Annotated in this window: 21 protein-coding genes and 3 pseudogenes; 22 read left to right on the top strand and 2 right to left on the bottom strand. The window is 66.9% G+C overall.

Features of this window, described 5'->3' with window-relative positions:
- The 22 genes and pseudogenes from IE263_RS34240 to IE263_RS34330 all read left to right on the top strand — a co-directional run.
- A pseudogene (locus IE263_RS34240) lies at positions 1–576 on the top strand (hypothetical protein); the annotation flags it as partial.
- Positions 576–1,079 (top strand): hypothetical protein, encoded by a 504-nt coding sequence (locus tag IE263_RS34245; protein ID WP_189941921.1) that lies wholly within the window; start codon positions 576–578, stop codon positions 1,077–1,079. The pseudogene IE263_RS34240 and the gene IE263_RS34245, both read left to right, overlap by 1 nt.
- A gap of 352 nt (positions 1,080–1,431) precedes the next feature.
- On the top strand, positions 1,432–1,854 hold the full coding sequence (locus tag IE263_RS34250) for a hypothetical protein (protein ID WP_189941924.1): 423 nt from the start codon (positions 1,432–1,434) through the stop codon (positions 1,852–1,854).
- Positions 1,855–1,930: 76 nt separating this feature from the next.
- Complete coding sequence (locus IE263_RS34255; RefSeq protein ID WP_373312173.1) at positions 1,931–2,290, top strand: polymorphic toxin-type HINT domain-containing protein; 360 nt, start codon at positions 1,931–1,933, stop codon at positions 2,288–2,290.
- 92 nt (positions 2,291–2,382) lie between these two features.
- Positions 2,383–2,616, top strand: a complete 234-nt coding sequence (locus tag IE263_RS34260; RefSeq protein ID WP_189941926.1) for a hypothetical protein — start codon at positions 2,383–2,385, stop codon at positions 2,614–2,616.
- 307 nt (positions 2,617–2,923) lie between these two features.
- Complete coding sequence (locus IE263_RS34265; RefSeq protein ID WP_189941929.1) at positions 2,924–3,340, top strand: hypothetical protein; 417 nt, start codon at positions 2,924–2,926, stop codon at positions 3,338–3,340.
- On the top strand, positions 3,333–3,878 hold the full coding sequence (locus IE263_RS34270) for a hypothetical protein (protein WP_189941931.1): 546 nt from the start codon (positions 3,333–3,335) through the stop codon (positions 3,876–3,878). Before IE263_RS34265 ends, IE263_RS34270 begins: the two co-directional genes overlap by 8 nt.
- A gap of 31 nt (positions 3,879–3,909) precedes the next feature.
- Entirely contained in the window at positions 3,910–4,146 is a 237-nt protein-coding gene (locus IE263_RS50150) for a DUF6193 family natural product biosynthesis protein (RefSeq protein WP_373312174.1), read from the top strand.
- 164 nt (positions 4,147–4,310) lie between these two features.
- Positions 4,311–4,412: pseudogene (locus IE263_RS50355) on the top strand (SurA N-terminal domain-containing protein); the annotation flags it as partial.
- Between the two features lie 120 nt (positions 4,413–4,532).
- Positions 4,533–4,937 carry a hypothetical protein gene (locus IE263_RS34275; RefSeq protein ID WP_189941933.1) on the top strand — a complete coding sequence of 135 codons (405 nt, stop codon included), beginning with the start codon at positions 4,533–4,535 and terminating at the stop codon, positions 4,935–4,937.
- Between the two features lie 76 nt (positions 4,938–5,013).
- Positions 5,014–6,294, top strand: a complete 1,281-nt coding sequence (locus tag IE263_RS49805; protein WP_308430782.1) for a Hint domain-containing protein — start codon at positions 5,014–5,016, stop codon at positions 6,292–6,294.
- Complete coding sequence (locus IE263_RS34285; protein ID WP_189941935.1) at positions 6,291–6,866, top strand: suppressor of fused domain protein; 576 nt, start codon at positions 6,291–6,293, stop codon at positions 6,864–6,866. The genes IE263_RS49805 and IE263_RS34285 overlap by 4 nt, the downstream gene beginning before the upstream one ends.
- A 749-nt stretch (positions 6,867–7,615) precedes the next feature.
- Positions 7,616–7,748, top strand: a pseudogene (locus IE263_RS48965) (transposase); the annotation flags it as partial.
- A 20-nt stretch (positions 7,749–7,768) separates the two neighbouring features.
- Positions 7,769–8,296 carry a hypothetical protein gene (locus tag IE263_RS34290; RefSeq protein ID WP_229911340.1) on the top strand — a complete coding sequence of 176 codons (528 nt, stop codon included), beginning with the start codon at positions 7,769–7,771 and terminating at the stop codon, positions 8,294–8,296.
- 56 nt (positions 8,297–8,352) lie between these two features.
- On the top strand, positions 8,353–8,598 hold the full coding sequence (locus tag IE263_RS49595) for a barstar family protein (RefSeq protein WP_189941937.1): 246 nt from the start codon (positions 8,353–8,355) through the stop codon (positions 8,596–8,598).
- A gap of 350 nt (positions 8,599–8,948) precedes the next feature.
- On the top strand, positions 8,949–9,563 hold the full coding sequence (locus tag IE263_RS34300; protein ID WP_189941939.1) for a DUF6193 family natural product biosynthesis protein: 615 nt from the start codon (positions 8,949–8,951) through the stop codon (positions 9,561–9,563).
- 483 nt (positions 9,564–10,046) lie between these two features.
- On the top strand, positions 10,047–11,786 hold the full coding sequence (locus IE263_RS34305) for a D-glucuronyl C5-epimerase family protein (protein ID WP_189941940.1): 1,740 nt from the start codon (positions 10,047–10,049) through the stop codon (positions 11,784–11,786).
- Positions 11,787–11,884: 98 nt separating this feature from the next.
- A complete protein-coding gene (locus IE263_RS34310) occupies positions 11,885–12,487 on the top strand; it encodes an acyltransferase (protein WP_189941942.1) in 603 nt (200 codons plus the stop codon).
- A gap of 151 nt (positions 12,488–12,638) precedes the next feature.
- Positions 12,639–14,426, top strand: a complete 1,788-nt coding sequence (locus IE263_RS34315; RefSeq protein ID WP_189941944.1) for a D-glucuronyl C5-epimerase family protein — start codon at positions 12,639–12,641, stop codon at positions 14,424–14,426.
- 231 nt (positions 14,427–14,657) lie between these two features.
- Positions 14,658–15,761, top strand: a complete 1,104-nt coding sequence (gene wecB, locus IE263_RS34320) for a non-hydrolyzing UDP-N-acetylglucosamine 2-epimerase (RefSeq protein ID WP_189941946.1) — start codon at positions 14,658–14,660, stop codon at positions 15,759–15,761.
- Positions 15,762–15,954: 193 nt separating this feature from the next.
- A complete protein-coding gene (locus IE263_RS34325; RefSeq protein ID WP_189942088.1) occupies positions 15,955–17,199 on the top strand; it encodes a glycosyltransferase in 1,245 nt (414 codons plus the stop codon).
- Positions 17,196–19,343 carry a glycosyltransferase family protein gene (locus tag IE263_RS34330; protein ID WP_189941948.1) on the top strand — a complete coding sequence of 716 codons (2,148 nt, stop codon included), beginning with the start codon at positions 17,196–17,198 and terminating at the stop codon, positions 19,341–19,343. Before IE263_RS34325 ends, IE263_RS34330 begins: the two co-directional genes overlap by 4 nt.
- Positions 19,344–19,441: 98 nt before the next feature.
- Here the strand turns inward: IE263_RS34330 and galE are convergent, their stop codons facing one another.
- Both galE and IE263_RS34340 read right to left on the bottom strand, forming a co-directional pair.
- Positions 19,442–20,410, bottom strand: coding sequence for a UDP-glucose 4-epimerase GalE (galE, locus tag IE263_RS34335; protein ID WP_189941949.1), 969 nt, complete (start codon positions 20,408–20,410; stop codon positions 19,442–19,444).
- An 84-nt stretch (positions 20,411–20,494) separates the two neighbouring features.
- The gene (locus tag IE263_RS34340) at positions 20,495–21,778 is read right to left on the bottom strand and encodes a nucleotide sugar dehydrogenase (protein WP_189941950.1); all 1,284 of its coding nucleotides are present in this window, start codon (positions 21,776–21,778) and stop codon (positions 20,495–20,497) included.
- Positions 21,779–21,780: the final 2 nt, after the last annotated feature.

Below are 21,780 nucleotides of genomic sequence, written 5' to 3' on the forward strand. Positions count from 1 at the left end.
CCCGGCCAGTGGCTCCAGACGGGCTCCGGTACGTGGGTGCAGGTCGACGCGGTCAGCGCGTGGACGCAGCAGGCGGCGGTCTACAACCTCACCGTCGACACGGCGCACACGTACTACGTGGCGGCTGGCACCGCCCCGGTGCTCGTCCACAATGACGACGAGGCATGCCCGACTAACATCACGGTTAGATGGGAGCCGGGAATGCCTAAATCTCAATTCAAGCTCAAGGCGGACGCACTCAAGCAGCTCAGCGATGAAGGGAAGCTCGTCAAGGCCCCCAATCCGCTTCCGCCGCGAGCCGGCATCGAGAAGGGCTACAAGCAGGACTTCTTCAGGAGGGTTTATGCGCAGTTCAACGACAAGAACCCGGAATTCGTTGCTGCGGCCCGTCGGAGAATCTTCGGGGGCATGAACCCGGATCATGTCTGGGAACTTCAGCTGGGCGGTCCCGACATCACCGATAATCTGCATATGCTTGATGCCACTACTAACCAAGCCATAGGCAGGCAGATCAGGCAGCAGATCATGCATCTACCGGACCATTCGCCCATATCTGTCAACATTCAAGGACCCTAGTGATCACAGACGAATTCAGGCAGACCCTTGCAAGGGTTCGTGAAGCCATCGACTCCAGTGAAGAGTGGCGCATCTTTAATTCTGTTCCCGCAGGGGTTTCCCGGCGGCCGGAACTGGATGCCCCGGAGGAATACCTGGACTTCTTGCTGGCTGCCGATGGGGCCATCATGGGATCAGTGGTGATCCTCGACAGGAAGTTCGCCGAGAAGGCCCAGGCGTTGATCTCGCCGGGCATGGTCGAAGTTCCCGAAGATCCAGGTGACTGGTTTGTCGTCGGGAAGGTTAACGAGAATGCTGTGCTGGCCAATCGCCAAGATGGGTCGATCTGGACCTACCCCGACATGCTGACTTCCTGGTGGGAGAGCCGTCGGTTCGAGAGAGTGGCGGGCAGTCTTGCCGAGTTTGTGTCGGAGTACGCACTCGGCCCCGGATACCTGCGCATCACAGGTGCAGCAGAATCTGATCAGTGGTGGCAGCTGTTGTGTCAATTGGGCTATGTATAAAAGGAACGTCTCGCGGCGTCCCCCTTTTGTAGTTGGCTCTCGAGTAGGGGCGCTGCTGCCGTCATCGACCAGCGCTGGCCGTTGGAAATGATGAGGGGCAGAGCGGTTGGCAGCGGACGCCCGGAGCCCCCACCCACGTTTCGCGGTGGGGGCTCCGGGCGTCTCTGCGTGTTGTGGTCGACCACGGGGTCTTACGACAAAACCATTCCGAACTTCTAGGACAGCCATGAGCACGCTCGGTCTCCTGACCCGTCTGTGTCCGCCTCCCTCGACGACACATGTCCGCCCCGGCTCCGCCGCCGGGGCGGAGCCCGCCGAGGGAGGCGTGGTGATTCCTCCCAGTCACGCTGCGATGCTGGAGTTGTACGGGCCCGGTTGCTTCAACGACTTCCTCTGGATCAACGAGGACGGGGGCCCAACAGCATGGCTCGACATCCAGGCGTGCAGCCGGGAGGCGTCCGAGATGCTTTCGCGGAAGAAGATTACTGATATTCGTTCGGTGCTGGCTGGCTTCGGGGCCGTTCCGGCGGACGTGATCCAGTGGGGATCGACCGACAACGCGGACTCGTTGTTCTGGATCCCGGCGGGGGCGCCCGACAAATGGCCCACCCTCATCGTCGAGGCGGGTCAACTGAGGCTGCAGCTGATCGAGAAACCGTCACCGGAGGTGGTATTGGGCCTTCTCGACGGGACATTGCACTGCCCGTTCTTCCCTCCCGAGTTCCGGGAGCCTGTGCCCACGTTCCAGAGGTGGCAGGGGGAGAGGGAAGAGTAGGCAAGCTCGGGAACGTCGCGGACGCCGTCGAGTGCGCCTTGAGGGCGGCGGACATGATTGGCGCGGTGACAGCTTCGTGCCTGGAACCGACGTCGTCATGGCCGACGGCAGCCGCAAACCCATCGAACAGGTCAAGGAAGGCGACGAAGTCCTCGCCACCGACCCGACCACCGCAAAGACCTCCAAACAGAAGGTCACCGACACGATCACCGCGACCACCGGCCACCCCTTCTGGGTCCCCGACCTGAAGAAGTGGCTCCAGGCCGGCGAACTCAAGCCCGGCCAGTGGCTCCAGACCGGCTCCGGCACATGGGTCCAGGTCGACGCCGTCAGCGCCTGGACACAACAGGCCGCCGTCTACAACCTGACGGTCGACACGGCGCACACGTATTACGTTGTCGTCGGCGCCGCGACTGTCCTCGTCCACAACACGTGACCCAATGCGGGAAGTTTCGGGTTCGAGGCTGTCCCGTTCCTCTCGGGCAGGCCCAGCAATTGCTCGATGATGCGGAAGCTCTGCATGACATTGTGAGTGCCAACGTGTCGAAGGAGAGCGGCAGGCGGATCGCGGAGCAGGGCACGACCGTGGGGCGAAAGGTGTATGCCACGGCCAATAACAGGGCCCCGAAGGCATTGAAGGACATGGCGGAGAAAATGGGGTATGAAAGGATCTTCGGCGTCGGGATCCGGGAATTCGTACCGACGCCGAGCGCATACTTTTCAACGCCGTCGATGACGGGACTCTGGCCAACCGCGGCGTGATTGCATCCTCCCGGCCAGCTTGTGGTCCGTCTCGGCCAAATTGTGCGGCCAGAGCAGGGGATATCCTCACATCAGCTTGTGGGAAAGTAAGCGGGTGGCTCCATGGGATAGGAAGTAACCGCTCGTCCGTTCACGTGTGGGATCATGAGTGTGCGGTCGGCCCGTCACTGGGTCGACCGCACATGAATGTGTCAATGACCTGGAGGGCGTGAGGCTTATGGCGCTATGGGATGTCGAGGTCGTCAATCGATACGAAGATCGATTGCTCGACTGCTCAACCGGGGAACTTCGGCTCCTTGGACTGAAGGTGATCGAGCAGACGCTGGCGGTATTCGGGCGGCCGCTCGAAGAATTGTTTGACCCCTCCACCGTTTCGCTGGTCAGCGAGTCCCTGAGGGCATTTCAAGCCCGTCTGGCATTGGGTACGGACTCTCCAGATGTCTGGGGCCGGCTGTTTGCCGAAGGCTATGACTGGCAGGACGGTAAATCTCCTTTCACTGCGGCTTCACTTGTTCAAGGATTTGTTCAGTACGCGGGATTCCTTACGGAGGATGTCAACAAGGGGGAAATTATGGAAGTTCTTTCCTCCTGCTACGAGTCAGTCCTGTCATTCGCGGCGATCGGTCGGACGATCACTGTCGAACAGGAGCGTGAAAACCCCTACGTCAGTGGCGCGGTCGAGCTTCAAGTGACCCTCATTCAAGAAGTGTGCGGCCTTGACTGAGTCTGGATCCACCCTTGACGTCGATCTTGAACCGGTACTTCAACTTGTAGGCGAAGCTGCACGGTTCGAACATCCTTGGGACGCTGAGGAGATCTCGTCCGCGCTGGTGCAGTCGGGCTGGGAGCCCGTCGGTTCAGCGTCCCTTCCGTATCCGAAGCGTTTGGGTCGCGACGGCCTGCCTCTGGGCATTGGATACAGCGGGGATCTGGTAATCGTCGGTGTGATACTGAAGGAGTGGCAGACCGATTGGAATTTGGCCGACTATATCGGGGCCGTAACCAGTGACTATGAGGACATGATTCAGGGTTGTCGGCAGCTGGCCGATCGGCTTGCTTCTCTACTTGGTCAAAGATTCTCGGTCGAGCCGGAGGAGCTGGTGCTCGATGAGGATCAGTTTCCTTTTGTGCACGTGAATTGCTGGAAGGTCGCCGACATTCACGTGATCCTGGGTCTCGAGCATCTTGACCCCAACGACACCCCCATCAGGGTTTCGCTCCACCTGAGCCAGGGTTCAGCGAAGTCGGAGATGGCCTGTTGAAGCTGTTTGAGGAAGGCGATCAGGTTCGTGGGTGCGGGCGGCCCATGCGGACCCCCGATGTGGGTTGTTCCCTGTGGTCAGCCACGGATCTCTGGTACTCAGCCGGGATGCCCGTGACCGTGCGGCCGGGGAGTACTGGATCGTCCCGCGGGCAGGTGGCGGCTATCGGGCCGCCACTTCGGAGCCAGCGGGTTTCGAAGAGGATGTGGAGTCGTTGGAAGGAGCACTGGCAGCCGTACGCGCCTTGCTCCCCAGGCAGGGCACATGAGAGTGGGTCATGGTTCGCCATGCATACCCCAAACCCCTCCCGAATCGTCGACCGAATGCGTGGCGGCGAAGTAGTGGCCCAGGCCACGCCGACTGCCGGCCATCGATCACCGCGAGGGCTTTATACGCCGCGTCACCATCACCACCGCATGCCGGGAGACGCCGTTGCACCGCCGCCAGCGCACCGCGCTCGCCGTCTCCGCCGCGCTCGTCACAGCGGCGCCCCTGCTCGCCGCCTGCGGGAACGAGGCGCATCCAGGCGCTGCGCGCTGTCCCGCAAGAAGTTCATGTGCAGTTGACCCTGCGGTGAATTACGAGGCACCCCGGAGGTGACAAATGGTAATTGATCTTGATCCCCCCCGAGGGACGGGTGACCTGGTGATCGGTATGCCCATCGAAGAGGCGGTGCGAATCCTGCGGGAAATCCCGGGATTCGCGCCGCCGGCCGCAGGGGAGGTTAGGAATAAAGGTTTTGCACATTACGACTCGGAGTTGTCGATCTCTCTCGACTTCGATTCTGGCGGAGTGGTGCGTGCGATCGAGCTGTTCCGACCTGAAGGGGATGTTCGGGTTACTTTTCGAGGCCTGTCCCTGTTCGAAGAGCCTGCCGATGTCGTGATTGCGCGACTCTCTGAAATGTTCCGGCTCGAGATCGAGGACGAGGGGCTAAATGTCACGGCTCCTGATGTCTTCATCGGGCTGTGGAGGAGGGTGACTCCCGAAGATTCCGGCGGCGAAGAGGGTCGTTACTTTGAGTCGGTCCTGATTGCTGCCCCCGGCTACGGGGCATAAAAATATGCGACCCTGACCGGAACCGATCGCGGTCGGTGCGGCCATCGTCACAGCCGACCCCAACCTCCCGGCGCTGGTGGTCGGCCTGGCCGTCCAGGTCGTCGCCGATGTCGCCAAGACCGTGGACGCCATCCGCGACGAGGTCGTCAAGCAGGCCGGCAGCGTCGTGGAGACCGTCTCCGAGGCGGTCGACTGGGGCCAGGTCTGGGAAGGCGTCAAGACGGTCGGCAACGTCGTCGGCGAGGTCACCGGCTTCAACGACATCAAGAACTGCGTCACCAAGGGCGACATGGAGGCCTGCGCCTGGGCCGCGGCCACCGTCGGCGGAGTCCTGCTCGGCGGCGCCGGCGCGACGGCCGTGCGGGCGGCGAAGGCCGGACGGATGGCGGCAAAGGCGGCCAAGTACGCCGACGACATCGCCAAGGCGGCCGAGAAGACCGAGGACACGGTCGACAAGATCGAGACCGCGGTCGAGTGCACGAGCACGGCGATGGACGTGGCCTCGATGGCTTCCGCCAACAGTTTCGTGCCCGGCACCGAAGTCGTCATGGCCGACGGCAGCCGCAAACCCATCGAACAGGTCAAGGAAGGCGACGAGGTCCTCGCCACCGACCCGACCACCGGCAAGACCTCCAAACAGAAGGTCACCGACACCATCGAGGGCAAGGGCGAAAAGAAGCTCGTCAAACTCACGGTCCACACCGACGGCGACCAAGGCCACGCCACCGACACCATCACCGCCACCGCAGGTCACCCCTTCTGGGTCCCCGACCTGAAGAAGTGGCTCAAGGCGGGCGAACTCAAGCCCGGCCAGTGGCTCCAGACCGGCTCCGGCACCTGGGTCCAGATCGACGCCGTCAGCGCATGGACACAACAGGCCGCCGTCTACAACCTCACCGTCGACACGGCGCACACGTACCATGTCGTCGCTGGGGCCGAGGCTGTCCTCGTCCACAACATCGACATCAAGCCTGTTGGTGAAGTGGGCCAGGCTTGTGTGGCTGCAGGGCAGCAGGACATCGAAGGGCCGAGCTATGCAAGGAAGAAGTACAAGAGGCCGACCGCCGGTGTTCGCACGGCTGCGATAAACAAGTCGCCCACGTGTCCGTATTGTGGACAGAATAACTCCACGGACTATGAGCATGTGAGTCCGCAGAAAGAGGACTGGGACAAGGGTGGCTGGCTGAACAGCCGCGACGCCAGGTCCACGCGCGTGAACAGGTCGACGAACACCACAGGTGCCTGTAAATCGTGCAACTCGTCCAAGCAGGACAAGCCGATCGGGACGGGGCCGGGTGAATGGTGGCCTCCGGGCTGGCCGGCGGGAACATATTGGCCTTATGGAGGCAATCCATGATGAACCACTGTTCGAGCCCCGCTGAGCTGTTCATTCAGCGCTGGGGTGAGCCCTTGCGGGAGGCGCTGTTCCGTACCGGGGACGGTTTCGAGATCCGTGTTCTGAAATGGGTCGAGGGGGATGGCGACGACGAGCTGACGTTCTACCGGACCTCGGGCGTGTGCGACATCCCGGTGCCGGGCGCGGACATCTCGCATCGTCAAGAGTTCTTTCTGGGCTGTGACCCGGAGTGCGATGAGATCGCCGAATCGGTTGCCCAGTTGGGTTTGTACTCGGCGAGATCGGGCAAGGCGCTGTCGGCCCAGAACATTTATCGGGCGGACGGCCCGCTGTGGCCCGGGACCGAGTTGTCGGGATTCGTGATCACGCATCCGTTCGACGGTGAGCTGAAGAGTGCGACGCTTGCCGATGGCAGGCATGTCGAATTCCTGATGCTTGTGCCAGCCTTTTCCGCAGAGCTCGACTTCGCATCGCGTCATGGAATCGGTGCGTTGGTCACGGCTCAGGACAATGCGGGGGTGGAGTTCTGGGATCCCTATCGGAAGCCCACCTCGCTGCTGCCCCCTCAATGAGACGTCGCGGGGCCTACACGTGCCCACTGTGCCGCCGAGGTGGTGTATCGACGGCCACTGGGTGATCTCGTTTTGAGGCTATGGGGTGAGTTCGGTGGGCAGGGCGTTCTCGTCGGTTCCTGACTCGATCGGGTGGAGGCGGGGGAAGGGTAAACGTCAGCAGGCCTGCGCTCGCTGCGTCCAGGTGCTCCGCGCTGTCCCGCAAGAAGTTCATGTGCAGTTGACCTTTCGGTGAATTACGAGGCACCCCGGAGGTGACAAATGGTAATTGATCTTGATCCCCCCGAGGGACGGGTGACCTGGTGATCGGTATGCCCATCGAAGAGGCGGAGCGAATCCTGCGGGAAATCCCGGGATTCGCACCGCCGGCCGCAGGGGAGGTTAGGAATAAAGGTTTTGCACATTACGATTCGGAGTTGTCGATCTCTCTCGACTTCGATTCTGGCGGAGTGGTGCGTGCGATCGAGCAACCGATCGCGGTCGGTGCGGCCATCGTCACAGCCGACTCCCAACCTCCCGGCGCTCGTCGTCGGCCTGGCCGTCCAGGTCGTCGCCGATGTCGCCAAGACCGTGGACGCCATCCGCGACGAGGTCGTCAAGCAGGCTGGCAGCGTCGTCGAGACCGTCTCCGAAGCGGTCGACTGGGGCCAGGTCTGGGACGGCGTCAAGACGGTCGGCAACGTCATCGGCGAACTCGCCTGGGCTTTCCGATGGTGCCCGAGACGGGGGTGCGCCGCCCGCAGTGAGTTGGCCGACGACGAGCCGGAGACCGCGAGAGCTGGGCCGCCATCGTCTTCGTGGCTACCTCGGGGTGCACCTGGCGGCAGCTGCCGCCGGTGTTCGGCCCGAAATCGCAGACGGTGTACCGGCGTTTCGCGGTGTCATCTACGAGCCGAAGGACCATGGATGATTGGAAAGTGGTGAGGGCATCGATCCTGGAACTGCGACGCCACGACTGGTCCGCACTGCGCTGCGGCTGCGGGCAGTCGGGTGCGCACCTGACGGAAACGTTCACAAGGCTGCTGAGCGCCCGGAGTGCCCAGGAGATGACCGGGCACACGCTGGAGAACCACCTCGAGGTGCAGAGCATGCTCTTCGAGGTGGCCCCGCACGCCGTGCCGGTGATGCTCACAGCGCTGGGCGAGGACCTGCACGATTCCGTCAGGGGGCACTTCCTGGGGATGCTGGAGTACCTCGTGACGGGGGAGTCGCACCAGAGCGAGACCGATGCCGGTCGCCCCGGTCTGGAGGAGGAGTGCGTCGCCGCAGTGCGTGAGGGCATCTGGGCGCTGTACACCGAGGCCGTATCCGGGGATGCCGAGGCGGCGTTCGACATCTTGGAGTTCGTGGACGGGGACGAGGACCGGCTGGAGTACTACCGACAGGCGCTCTCCCGAAGGGACGGGAAGGCCGGCAAGGGGCAAGGGTGACGGGAACGCGCCCAGACTCAGTTGCTGGCAGGAGCCCGCAACCGGGCTTGTAGTGCATGCGTTTCAGGCGTGTGCGGGCCAGCGCGGCCAGTTCCTGCGCCATCGGGGAGGCGGTCAACGGTCCCGGCGGACACTTCGGCCGGAACCTCAGCGCCTCGGCCGACTGCTTGGGCGGAGACTTCGGAGCTACCGCTCCCTTCACCCTCAACTGGCGGTACTCGTCCCAGTCATGTGAGCGTCTGAAAGGGGACTTCGGGAAGATCATGGACGTTCTGAGCCACTGCGACGTCCGGCTTCTCTAGAGGTTCGGCCGGAAGCTCGGCGACTCGGCCGGCGGCGCCGAAGTTGGCTCGGGTCTCGGAACCGTCTGGGAGATGAGCGTCGTTGGCAAGCCGTGTAGCTGGCAAGCGTGGGCGAGACAGACGGGGCAAGGGACTGGATTGGCAGGAGCTTCGGGGCGCCGCGGGCCAGTTGGGTAATGGCGGACGACGACGTTGAGGTGGGTCGCGAAGATGACACGCAACGAGCGGGCGGATGAAACGCCCGCGGAGACGAGGCCGGACGACCGTCTGTACCCCAATCTTGTCTCCGGGAACGGCCTGGCGGAGCGTATCCGCACCCGCCTAAGGAGTTGGGCACTCCGCTCGAATCCGTGCGCGCTCCTGAAGGCATGCAGCGGCAGATGTACGCCACGATCCCGGCCACCGGGGGAGACCTGCAGATCTCCCTCGGCGGGGCCCGCAGGGTGTTCTTGCTCCGGATCTGGTCGCGCGGCGTGGAGCTCGCCGGAGCCAAGTCGGAGGACCTGGACGAGGTGATCGCCGCGGCCTCGCTCTGGGCTTCCGGCGCGCGGCTGCGGGAATTGGGTGCCAGGTATCCGTTCATGGACATTGGGGAGATCTCCGAGGCATACGAGGAGGGTAGAGAGGTCGAGGCCAAGTGGGCCTTGCTGCTCAGGAGTGATCAAGCCGAGGCCCGGCGCCTCGCCGAGGAGGCCCTTCGTTTCCCGAAGCTTGCCGGACTGTTTCCTTACCTCAGCCATCACGACCTGCTCCTGAGCCGGACCACCGGCTATCCGTTCACAAGGGATGCCCCGTGCATCCGGCCTCTGCTGTCCGGGGGTTACGCGGTGATGTGGCCGGAGACCATGGAGACGATCGCCACGGTGGAATCGCCCCGCCAGGCAGTGGAGATCGTCAACGCGGCGCTCCCTGAGGAGTACGGCCCTGCGGTCCCGGGCACGGCCGACGATCTGGGTGACACCTGATCCTGCTCCCCTTTGGAGCTCCGGCGCGGACCGCAGGCCAGTGGCCCGTCGCGGCACTTCGCCGTCTTCTACGGCCAGGGCGACAACACGTTCCCTCGACTGGGACCAAGCCGTCCCCCACACCGGCGACTTCAACGGTGCCCCGTCCACCAGCTGGCCCTACGAACCGATGAAGATCGTCAAGCCCTACAACTGACAACCCCCACACAGCCCCTGACCAACAAGGCCGGTGCACGCATGACTCCGCGTGCACCGGCCTTACGTCGCAACGCCGCCCATATGTCCGATATCGAAGCCTTCACCTCATCACAGTTTCATCACAGATTCCTCTCAGGCCTCGGCAAATATCACCTGACACACCGTTATGTCCGATCCCCGCTTAATCAACGTTCAGTTGAATTTCTCTTTGCCGCAACGGAGTTACACACATCACACGCGAACTCCACACATCTGAAGATCGATGCCCTGGGGGGGACCTGATTCATGGCAGGAAAGAGGCGCGCAGAGGTAGGCCGCAGGCGGTTCATACGTCTGGCCGGCGGTACCGCCGCCGGCGCCGCCGTCGTGGGGGGCGGCACCTTCACCGCCATGGCGACCGGCGTCTTCGAGTCGCCCACTCCGGACCCGTTCGCGAACATGCCGCGCTCGCTCGCGCTGAGCCTGCCGCAGGGCGCCGCGGAGTCGATACCCGTACCGCCGCTGCCGGACCCGCTGGACGGGGGCACCGTCAGCGCGCCGAGCCCGGGCACGCGCATCCCGTACACCGGTGGCACGCCGGTCGAGACGGACGTACCGACCTCGCTGCCGTTCGAGTTCAACAAGGCCGGCTACAAGATCGTCCCGGATCTGCCGGAAGCCCTGCGGCCTTGGCGCAACCGGCCCACCACCTGGGCGAACGCGAACCTCTCGTCCGGGACGTACCACCTGAACGCCCAAGGTGTGTACATGTACTACGCCGAGGACGGCAAGGTCTACGACCACCCCGTGGGCCAGATCCAGTTCGCGCTCGGCTGCATCACCAGCTACCGCGTCGAGAAGGACGCCACCCGCAAGGCGACGTTCCTGAAGCGGGCCAGGGCCCAGGCGGACCGCCTGATCGCCAAGCGCGTCGAGACGCGTGGCGCCTGGTACTTCCCCTACCCCTTCAACCTCACGCACGCCGAGCACAGCGGCGTCGCCTACAAGGCTCCCTGGTACTCCGGCATGGCCCAGGGCGAGGCCATCAGCCTCTTCGCCCAGCTCGCGGGCCTGCAGGAGGGGCTCACCGAGGACGAGAAGGCCCTGTACAAGACGGCCGCCGACGGCGCCTTCGCCTCACTGCTGCGCGGTGACAACGCCGCCCCGTGGGTGGTGAACAAGGACAAGGCGGGCTACCTGTGGATCCAGGAGTACCCGTTCAAGACGGCCGGTACGGGTGACTACACGTACAACGGCATGATCTTCGCCATGTTCGGTCTCTGGGACTACGTCCAGCTGACCGGCAACGAGCTGGCGGTCCAGCTGTACGACGGTGCCTGCACGACGATGGCCCGGTACTTCTCCCTGCTGCGCAACCCGCGCTGGTACTCGTACTACTGCCAGACCCACCGGATCCCCGCGGTCACCTATCACCACCACCACATCGCCCTGTGGCAGCAGCTGCACTGGCACACCAACAGCGCGGTCTTCGCTCATCAGCTGGACATGCTGATCGAGGACTTCCCGCCGCCCGGTGTGAAGACCGGCTCGGTGATCGCCATCGCCGCCGGCGCCCACACCCTGTACAAGGTGGGCACCAAGGCGGACGGGAACTACGACAAGGCCCAGCAGGACAAGATCCTCGGCTCGAAGAAGGTCACCTTCGCCAAGGCCACCCAGGCGCCCATCGACATCCGGCGACGGATCAAGGGTGCGGGCGTCTGGTACCGGATCGCCGCCGGCGCGTACAAGGGCTACTGGATCGGGGAGGCCTACCCGAAGGTGTTCCTGCGCGGTGAGCACCTGCCCGTCACCTACCAGGTGCCGCGCACGCTGACGATCGCCGCGAACGCCACCGCCAAGGCGATCCAGTTCGGCACCAACGGAACCGCAGGCACGCTCAAGACGCTGAAGTACTCCGAGGCCCACAGCCTGCAGTTCGACCGCCGGTCGATGGTCAACGGCCGGTCGATGCTGCGGATCGTCTCGGAGGAGCTGGCCGGCTACTGGATCCCCGCGAACCAGGTCGTCACCGACGGGCGCTGACCGGCTGAGGCTCGCATTTGTAGGGGGCCGTCCGCGACGCGCGGGCGGTCCCTCGCCGTATGCTCGCCAGGCGAACGCAGACACCGGAAGGCGAAGAAGTGAACTACAGGGTCCAGCCCAGCGCCCAGGTCGACGAGAGCGCCGAGATCGGCGCCGGGAGCAGCGTGTGGGACCTCGCGCAGATTCGCGAGGGTGCCCGGCTCGGTGAGGGCTGCGTGGTCGGCCGTGGCGCCTACGTCGGCTCGGGCGTCCGCATGGGCGACAACTGCAAGCTGCAGAACTACGCGCTCGTCTACGAGCCGGCCGAGCTCGGCGACGGTGTCTTCATCGGCCCGGCCGTGGTCCTCACCAACGACCACAACCCGCGCTCCGTCGACCCCGAGGGCAAGCAGAAGCGTGGCGGCGACTGGGAGGCCGTCGGCGTGAAGATCGCCGACGGGGCGTCGATCGGGGCGCGGTCGGTGTGTGTCGCGCCGATCACCATCGGCCGCTGGGCGATGGTCGCCGCGGGTGCAGTCGTGACCAAGGACGTGCCGGACTTCGCGCTGGTCGTGGGCGTCCCCGCCCGGCAGGTCGGCTGGGTCGGGCGCGCCGGTGTCCGCCTGGTCGAGCGGGAGGGCGAGCCGGGTGTGTGGGAGTGCCCGCAGACCGGTGCCCTGTACGACGAGAAGGACGGTGTGCTGAGCGAGCGCGCGGTCTGAGACCCCCGCACGACGTCCACCGAGGGCCGGCCCGGCATCCGTTCGGGCGGCCCTCACTCATATTCGGCCATAGTTTCGAATTCACCTTGCCTTCGCTGATCTCCCCCCTAAGATCCACAACGTTGTTGATCATCGTTGGGGGGAATCAGCCATGGCTGACATCAGCCGTTCCTCGGTGGACCGCAGAGAGATCGACCGCGGAGAGGTCGCTCGCAGAGAGGTCGACCGCAGAGGGTTCATCCGTCTCACCGGAGGCGCCGCGCTCGGTGCCTCCCTCGTCGGTGTCGGAGGCGAGGCCGTAGCGGCCGCCTCGGGCGTGAAGGTCGCCGGCGATCCGCGTTTCAACGGCATACCCCGGTCCTGGGTGCTGAGCCTGCCGCGCAAGCCCTTCGAGGCCCCGCTGCCGCCGCTGCCCGACCAGCTGGCCGGCGGAGTCGTGTCCCCGCCGAGCCGGCGCCTGCCCCAGCGCCTCGGCGCCCCGGACCTGAAGACGGTCCGGACCAACCCGCCGACCACCCTGCCGTTCGAGTTCAACGTCGGCGGCTACCGGGCCGTCGCCGATCTGCCCGAGGCCATGCGGCCCTGGCGCGACAGGCCCACGACCTGGGCGAACGTGACTCCGGACACGGAGAACACCTACCTCGACAGCGAGGGTGTGATCCTCTTCCGCCCGAGCCGGTCGGAGCCGGGGTACAACCAGCCGGTCACCCAGATCCAGTTCGGCCTCGGCTGCATCACCAGCTACCGCACCGAGACCGACCCCGCCCGCAAGGCCCTGTTCCTCACCCGGGCGAAGGCTCAGGCCAAGCGACTGATCGACACCCGCGTGGAGACCCGCGGCGCCTGGTACTTCCCCTACCCCTTCGACTACACGCACGACGTGCACACCGGCATCTCCTACAAGGCGCCCTGGTTCTCCGGCATGGCGCAGGGCGAGGCGCTCAGCCTCTTCATCCAGCTCTCCCAGCTGGACGGGGTCACCGCGGAGGAGAAGACCCTCTACCGGGCGGCCGCCGACGCCGCCTTCGCCTCGCTGCTGCTCGCCGACGACGCCACCCCCTGGGTGATCAACCGCAACAGCGCCGGCTACCTCTGGATCCAGGAGTACCCGGGCGCCGAGCCCGGCACGGGCGACTACACGTACAACGGCATGATCTTCGCCATGTTCGGCCTCTGGGACTACATCCAGGAGACCGGAAACGAGCTGGCGGTGCAGCTGTACGACGGCGCGTGCACCACGATCGACCGCTACTTCCCGCTGCTGCGCAACCAGCGCTGGGCCTCCTACTACTGCCAGACCCACCGCATCCCGGCGATCACCTACCACCAGCACCACATCAACCTCTTCCGCCAGCTGCACTGGCAGACGGGCAACCCCCGCTTCGCCCACATGACCGACGTGCTGACGGACGACTTCCCCGCCGGAGTCCTGCCCGCAGGCTCAGCCATCGCCTTCGCGGCCGGAACGCACACCCTGTACCAGTTCGGCACCCAGGCAGACGGCGACTACGACAAAAAGCAGGAGGATGTCGAACTCGCCCGCCAGACCGTGACCTTCACCCGGGCCACCCAGGCGCCCGCCAACCGACGCCGCCGGATCCTGGGCCGCGGGATCTACTACCGGATCGACGCGGGGGCGTACGCAGGCTGGTGGGTCGGCGAGTACTACCCGAACGTCTTCCTGCTCGGCGAGTACCTCCCGACCGTCTACCACCCGGACCGCACGCTCACCTTCCCCGCCGGGACCGAGGTCACGTGTTACAAGTTCGGCACAGATGGAGCGGTGGGCAGCACCCGGACCGTGACGTTCGCCAACCCGTCCAACGCCCCGTTCGACCGCCGCTCGGTGGTCAACGGCAGGCCCATGTGCCGGATCGCGGCCGGAGGGCTCGCCGGATACTGGGTTTGGGCAGGTGACGTGCTCACGGACGGTCGCTGAACACAGGGTCATGAAATCGTTATGCGGCCTCTCCGGGGCCGCATAACGGCTTCTGACCACGGCATGGACACGCCCTTCGCTGCGGACGGCATCCGGCCGCGGCCCTGGTCAGTGCGGGCGTTGCCTACCATTGCATCCGGTGTGAGAACGTGACACACCCTGCCATCGCCCGGTATAGGCAGTCCGTCCCGAAGATCGACCCGCCAGCCCGACCGAGAAGAAGAGTGGTCAGTGAAAGTCATCAGCATCGTCGGAGCCCGACCTCAACTGGTGAAGCTCGCCCCCATCGCGGCGGCCTTCGCGGAGACTGAGCACGAGCACGTGATCGTGCACACCGGGCAGCACTACGACGCCGACCTCTCCGACGTCTTCTTCTCCGGCCTCGGTATCCCCGACCCCGACGTCCACCTCGGCGTCGGTTCCGGCAGCCACGGTGTGCAGACCGGGGCCGTGCTCTCCGCGCTGGACCCGGTCCTGGAGCGGGAGCGGCCCGACTGGGTGCTCGTGTACGGCGACACCAACTCCACCATCGCCGGTGCGCTGTCGGCCGTGAAGATGCACCTGCCGGTCGCGCACCTGGAGGCGGGCCTGCGCTCCTTCAACCGGCGGATGCCGGAGGAGCACAACCGCGTCCTCACCGACCACTGCGCCGACCTGCTGCTGGCCCCCACCGAGGAGGCCGTGCGCCACCTCGCGAACGAGGGCCTCGCCGACCGCACCCGCCTGGCCGGCGACGTGATGGTCGACATCTGCCTGCGCATCCGCGACCAGGTGCGGGCCGGCGAGTTCGCCGCACCCGAGCTGCCCGAGGGCATCGACCCGGCGCAGCCCTTCCTGCTGGCGACCCTGCACCGCCCGGACAACACCGACGACCCCGAGCGGCTGGCCGCGATCGTCGACTCGCTCGCCAAGCTGCCGGTGCCGGTGGCGCTGGCCGCGCACCCGCGGCTGGTCGCCCGCGCCAAGGAGCACGGCATCGAGCTGGCCCAGGGCAGCGTGCACGTCGGCCGCCCGCTGCCGTACGCGAGCCTGGTCGCCGCCGTGCTGGCCTCCGTCGGTGTGGTCACCGACTCGGGCGGGCTGCAGAAGGAGGCGTTCCTGCTGGAGCGCATCTGCACCACCATCCGCCCCGAGACGGAGTGGGTGGAAACCGTGAACACGGGTTGGAACGTCCTTGTACCCGACCCGCACACGCTGTCGCCTCAGGAGTGGGCCGAGACGGTGACCCGTCCCGTGCCGACCGCCGACCCCGGCACCCCCTACGGCGACGGCCGTGCCGCGCACAACGTCGTCCGGCTCATGGAGGAGTGGAAGGGGGGCAGCCGGCCCGCCTGACGCGGTCCTGAGGTCGTGGCCGTCCGCCTGGCGGGCGGCCACAAGCGACCCACAGTCCGCGCACGTCAGCGTGCTAGCGTCAACTGCTATGTCATCGTCTCCCCCGTCCGGTCCGCCTGCGGAAGGCAAGCGGCCCCACGTCATCTACCTCGCCATCGGCTTCCCGCCGGCCGCCAAGAGCTCCACGTATCGGATGCGTGAGACCGCCAACCAGTTCGTGAAGGTCGGCTGGGACGTCACGGTCGTCAACATCGCCCGGGAGTCCTGGGAACTCGACTCCGGCATCGACCTCTCCCTGCTGGAGCAGGTGGACCCCCGCGTCGACATCGTCGAACTGCCGCTGACGCGCGAGGACCTGGAGACGGACATCCGCCTCTACAGCGAGGACCGCGCCCTCAACCCCAACGGCTGGGTCGCCAAGCTGCGCCGCCGCCAGACGAAGACCTTCCCCGAGCCGAACTTCGGCGAGTGGCGGTCCGACCTGGAGCAGGCCGTGCTGAAGATCCACCGCGAGAAGCCGGCGGACCTGCTGCTCGCCAGCTGCGTGCCCTACGTCAACCTCGCCGCAGCCTGGAAGCTGTGGGAGGAGGAGCAGGTGCCGTACGCGGTCGACTTCCGTGACGGCTGGTCCATCGACGTCATCGACGGCGTCGAGGCGTTCGCCCGCGACTCCGAAGAGGGTCGCTGGGAGAAGAAGGTCCTCGACCAGGCCGTCTCCCTCTGGGTCGTCAACGACCCGATCGCCGAGCACTACCGGGCCCGCTACCCGGAGTTCGCCGACCGCGTGCACGTCGTACGCAACGGCTACGACGCCGACAGCTCGCCGGGCCGGGTGCACAAGCCGGACCGCGAGTCCGGTCTGGTCTTCGGCTACCTCGGCACGGTCAACTTCTCCATCCCGCACCTGGAGACGGTGCTGAACGCCTGGCGTGCGGCACGTGAGAAGGAGCCGCTGCTGGCGAACGCGCGCTTCGAGTTGCGCGGCCACATCGGCAACGGCGCCCACCGCGGGGCCAACCGGCACGCCGAGGTCCTCAAGGAGGCCGAGGCCGACGGCGTGTTCTTCGGGGGCCCGGCCGCCAAGGCCGAGGTCGCCTCGATCTACGCCAGCTGGGACGCCATGGTGCTGATCCTCATCGGCGGACGGTACGTCACCTCCGGCAAGGTCTACGAGTACATGGCGACCGGCCTGCCGATCGTCTCGGCGCACGCCGTCGAGCACGACGCGTCGAACGTGCTGCGCGGCCACCCGCTGTGGACGGGCGCCGTCGGCATCGACGAGGAGGGGCTGACCGAGTCGTTCATCAAGGCCGCGTACATGGCGGTGGAGACGACCGACGAGGAGCACGCCGAAGCGATGGCCCACGCCGACCAGTTCACTCGTGAGGCGCTGATGTCCGTCGCCGTCAAGAACCTCGTCGAGGAGCTCGCCAAGTGACCGAAGTCCTGCTCGTCGCCTCCACCTGGCCGCAGTTCGGCGTCCTCACCACCTCGGTGCGCAAGTTCAACGAGCTCGGCGCGCGCGTTCGCCTCGCGGGCACCTTCCCCATGGACGCCGAGGGCATCCCCGAGCAGCTCGCCGAGGTCGCGCTGGCCGAGGCAGCCCACCAGCTGCCGCGCAACCTCAAGCACCGCAGCCAGGCGCTGCGCCGCCGGGCCAGCAAGTCGCCGGCCGGTCTGCGCGTGTGGATGCAGTCCCACCGCGACTCCTGGCTGCGCTCGCACGCTCGCAACGCCGACGTGCTCGTCGCGCTCGACCAGGGCGCCGTGTACACGGTGTGGCGGCTCGCGGAGTACAACCGCGCCGCCGCCGCCCAGTTCGGGCTCGCCCCCGCGCTGCGGGCCGTCGAGGCGCTGAAGGAACAGGGCGGCTCCACGGGCGGGCGCGGCTCGGTCCTGCCGCCTCTGCACGCCGTGACCCGCGATGTGAAGCGCAGCGTGGACAACCTGCCCGCGCAGATCATCCGCGCCGCGACCCCGCGCCCGGTGATGCGCTCCGGCGTCGGCGCCAAGCTGTGGCGTACCGCCCTCGCCGCGCCCGGCGTCCCGATAAGGGTGCGCGCCGCGACCTCGCGCTACGTCGCCGAGGGCATGCGGTGGGCCGGCCGCTCCAGCGGTGCCGCCCTCGCCCTCACCGACGCCGCCGCGAAGATCCCCGACCCCAAGCTCAAGGCCGACCTGTACGACGAGGCCATGATGCAGGAGGTCGGCAAGGGCATCAGCCCGCGCAACATGGCCAAGGCGGTGGCGGCCCGGCTCGCACACGCCGACGCCGAGTTCGCCAAGGGCCGTACGAAGGAAGCCGCCGAGGCACTCAACCGGGCGCTGTTCCTGGACTTCCACCGGGTGCTGCACATCGACCAGCTGTCCTCGCCGCTGGCGAAGGACGCGGAGGGCTTCGTCGCCCCGCTGCACCGCTCGAAGGCGTTCCAGGCGCTCAGCCGGCCGCGTGGCCGCAAGGTCCCGGCGGCGCCCGCGCCCACCGACCGCCCGCTGCGGCTGCTGATCACCACCAGCGCCAACGACAACTTCCTGCACCTCGTCAAGGAGCACTTCGGCGACCACCCGGGCGTCGAGCTGCGCTATCTGGACCTGGCCGCCAACAAGCACCTCAAGCGCATCTCGTGGGCCGCCCCGCGGATGCTGCAGGACCGCCTGGCGGACGGGCAGAGCGACTACCAGGAAGAGGTTGAGCGCCTGATGCGCCCGCACCTCGACTGGGCCGACACGGTCTTCCTGGAGTGGGCGGCCGGCCCGGCCTCCATGCTCACCACGATCGACCCGGGCGACACCCGGATCGTCGTCCGTCTGCACAGCTATGAGGCGTTCACGCGCTGGCCGCACATGACGGACTTCTCGCGCGTCGACGACCTGGTCTTCATCGCCCCGCACGTGCGCGACCTGACCACCTCGCTGGTGCCGATGCTGCGCGGCGAGCAGGCCCCGCGCATGCCCGTCATCGACAACGCCATGGACCTGTCGGGCTTCGACCGCCCGAAGCTGGCCGAGGCCCGCTACAACCTGGGTCTGATCGGCATCAGCCAGGTCGCCAAGGACCCCAAGTGGGCTCTGGACGTCCTGGAGCGGGTGCGCAAGCACGACGACCGCTACCGGCTGATCCTGGTCGGCGACGACATGAACCCGAAGACCAGCAGGGCCACCAGGGAGTACCTCGCCGAGTTCGAGGAACTGCTGGCACCGCTGGAGGAGTCGGGTGCGGTGGTCCGCCTCGGCCCGACGGACGACGTCCCGTCCAAGCTCGTCGAGATCGGTACGATCCTCAGCTCCTCGGTCCGCGAGGGCTGCCACGTCGGTGTCATGGAGGGCGCGGCCAGCGGTGCCGTCCCGGTCGTGCGCGACTGGCCGTTCTACGCCGGCAAGCCCAACAGCGCCCGCACCCTCTATCCCGAGGGCTGGGTCGTGGGTTCCCCGCAGGAGGCGGCCGAGCGGATCCTGAAGGTGACGGCCACGGAGGAGTCCTGGCGCGCCGCGGGCGACCTTGCGAAGGAGCACGCGCTGACGGTGTGGGACTGGCCCGTGGTGCAGAAGCACTTCGAGAAGCTGTTCCTCCAGAACGGCTGACACCGGCATGAGAGAAGGGCCCCCGGAATGCTCCGGGGGCCCTTCTCTCATGCGCTTCAGGCCCTTACGGCTTCAGGCGCTCACGGCGCTCAGGGCGCTCAGGGGTGCCGCAGCCGCCACCCCGCCCACGCCGACTCCACCATCTCCCGCACACCCCGCTGCGCGCTCCAGCCGAGCTCCTCGCGGATCAGGTCGGCGGAGGCCACCACGCGAGCCGGGTCGCCCGGGCGGCGCTCACGCACGCGCGGCTCGACGTCGGTGCGGCCGGTGACGTCCTGGATGATGCCGACCATCTCGGCGACCGAGACGCCTTCGCCGCGGCCGATGTTGAGGACCAGCCGGGCCTCCGGGTCGGCGGCGAGCCGACGGGCGGCCGCGACATGCGCGGCGGCGATGTCCTCGACGTGGATGTAGTCGCGGATGCAGGTGCCGTCCGGGGTCGGGTAGTCGTCGCCGAAGATCCACGGCGACTCGCCGGCGTCGAGGCGCTCGAAGACCATCGGGACGAGGTTGAAGACGCCGTCGTCACCCAGCTCGGGCGTGGCCGCGCCCGCCACGTTGAAGTAGCGCAGCGAGGCGGTCGCCATCCGGTGCCGGGCACCGACGGCCGCCACCAGCCACTCGCCGGCCAGCTTGGTCTCGCCGTACGGGTTGATCGGCGCGCACGGCGTCTTCTCGGTGACGAGGTCGACGTCGGGCATGCCGTACACGGCGGCGGACGAGGAGAACAGGAACCGGCCGACGCCCGCGGCGGCGGCCGCGTCGAGCAGGACGCGCAGGCCCTCGACGTTCTCGTGGTAGTAGTACAGCGGCCGGGCGACGGACTCGGCCACCTGCTTCTTGCCGGCGATGTGCACGATGCCGGTGACGGCGTGCTCGCGCAGCACCCGGTCGACGGTCTCGCGGTCGAGGACCGTGCCGGTCTCCAGCACGACACCGTCCGGGAGCCGCTCGGCGCGGCCCGTGCTCAGGTCGTCGAGGACGACGACGGACTCACCGGCGTCGGTCATCGCCTTCACCACATGCGAGCCGATGAAGCCGGCCCCGCCCGTGATCAGCCAGGTCATGAGAAACCCTTCCTGCACCAGGGCCCCGCCCCGGGACACGGGGCGGGGCCACCAGGTTGTTCGCGTACGAGCGTCCAGCCGTCCTCAGCCGCCGATGACGACCCGGCGGACGCCCTTCCAGGCCTCCGGGTCGGTCGTACGACGACCGTCGACCAGGACGGTGACGTCCGGCAGGTCGGCCGGGGTCAGGGTGCGGTACTCGGCGTGGTCGGCCTGGAGGATCGCGGCGGTGACCTTCTCACCGTTGTGCGGGGTCAGGCCGTGCGCCGTCAGCTCGTCGGCGGTGTACATCGGGTCCGAGACGAACGGGACCGCGCCGCGCGCCTTGAGCGCCTCGACGGTCGGGAAGACACCGGAGAACGCGGTCTCCTTGACGCCACCGCGGTAGGCGGCGCCCAGCACGAGCACGTTCACGCCGGTCAGATCGCCGTAGGCGGCGGCCAGCAGGTCCACGGCGTACTCGGGCATCGCGGCGTTCGCCTCACGGGCGGAGCGCACGACGGTCGCGGCCGGGTCGTTCCACAGGTACATCCGCGGGTAGATCGGGATGCAGTGGCCGCCGACGGCGATGCCCGGCTGGTGGATGTGGCTGTAGGGCTGCGAGTTGCAGGCCTCGATGACCTTCTTGACGTCGATGCCGTTGCTGTCGGCGAAGCGCGCGAACTGGTTCGCCAGACCGATGTTGACGTCCCGGTAGGTGGTCTCGGCGAGCTTGGCCAGCTCGGAGGCCTCCGCGGTGCCCAGGTCCCACACGCCGTTCGGCTGCGGCAGGTCGGTGCGCTCGTCGAAGTCGAGGACCTGCTCGTAGAACTCCACACCGCGCTCGGTCGACGCCTCGTCGATACCGCCGACCAGCTTCGGGTAGCGGCGCAGGTCGGCGAAGACCCGGCCGGTGAGGACGCGCTCCGGGGAGAACACCAGGTGGAAGTCCTCGCCGGCGGTCAGGCCCGAGCCCTCGGCCAGCATCGGCGCCCAGCGGGTGCGGGTGGTGCCGACGGGGAGGGTCGTCTCGTACGAGACGAGGGTGCCCGGCTTGAGGCCCTTGGCGATGGCCTTCGTGGCCGCGTCCATCCAGCCGAAGTCCGGCACGCCCTCGGCGTCGACGAACAGCGGGACGACCACGACGACGGCCTCGGACTCGGCGACGGCGGCCGCGGTGTCCGTCGTCGCGCTCAGCAGCCCGGCGTCGACGGCCTGCTTGAGCTTGACGTCGAGGTCGTGCTCACCGGGGAACGGCTCGACACCGGCGTTGACCAGCTCGACGACCTTCTCGTTGACGTCCGCGCCGATGACCCGGTGGCCCTTGGAGGCGAACTGCACGGCCAGCGGGAGCCCGATCTTGCCGAGCGCTACTACACAGATGTTCATGG

It is taken from the genome of Streptomyces aurantiogriseus (genome assembly GCF_014649375.1).
Lineage (GTDB): Bacteria > Actinomycetota > Actinomycetes > Streptomycetales > Streptomycetaceae > Streptomyces > Streptomyces aurantiogriseus.

Excerpts from the sequence above, each read along its gene's own strand:
- IE263_RS34250 (WP_189941924.1), top strand. The coding sequence starts at position 1,432 with ATGCTGGAGTTGTACGGGCCCGGTTGCTTCAACGACTTCCTCTGGATC.
- IE263_RS34275 (WP_189941933.1), top strand. The coding sequence starts at position 4,533 with ATGCCCATCGAAGAGGCGGTGCGAATCCTGCGGGAAATCCCGGGATTC.
- IE263_RS34285 (WP_189941935.1), top strand. The coding sequence starts at position 6,291 with ATGATGAACCACTGTTCGAGCCCCGCTGAGCTGTTCATTCAGCGCTGG.
- IE263_RS34290 (WP_229911340.1), top strand. The coding sequence starts at position 7,769 with ATGGATGATTGGAAAGTGGTGAGGGCATCGATCCTGGAACTGCGACGC.
- IE263_RS49595 (WP_189941937.1), top strand. The coding sequence starts at position 8,353 with ATGCGTTTCAGGCGTGTGCGGGCCAGCGCGGCCAGTTCCTGCGCCATC.
- IE263_RS34305 (WP_189941940.1), top strand. The coding sequence starts at position 10,047 with ATGGCAGGAAAGAGGCGCGCAGAGGTAGGCCGCAGGCGGTTCATACGT.
- IE263_RS34315 (WP_189941944.1), top strand. The coding sequence starts at position 12,639 with ATGGCTGACATCAGCCGTTCCTCGGTGGACCGCAGAGAGATCGACCGC.
- IE263_RS34325 (WP_189942088.1), top strand. The coding sequence starts at position 15,955 with ATGCGTGAGACCGCCAACCAGTTCGTGAAGGTCGGCTGGGACGTCACG.
- galE (WP_189941949.1), bottom strand. The coding sequence starts at position 20,410 with ATGACCTGGCTGATCACGGGCGGGGCCGGCTTCATCGGCTCGCATGTG.
- IE263_RS34340 (WP_189941950.1), bottom strand. The coding sequence starts at position 21,778 with ATGAACATCTGTGTAGTAGCGCTCGGCAAGATCGGGCTCCCGCTGGCC.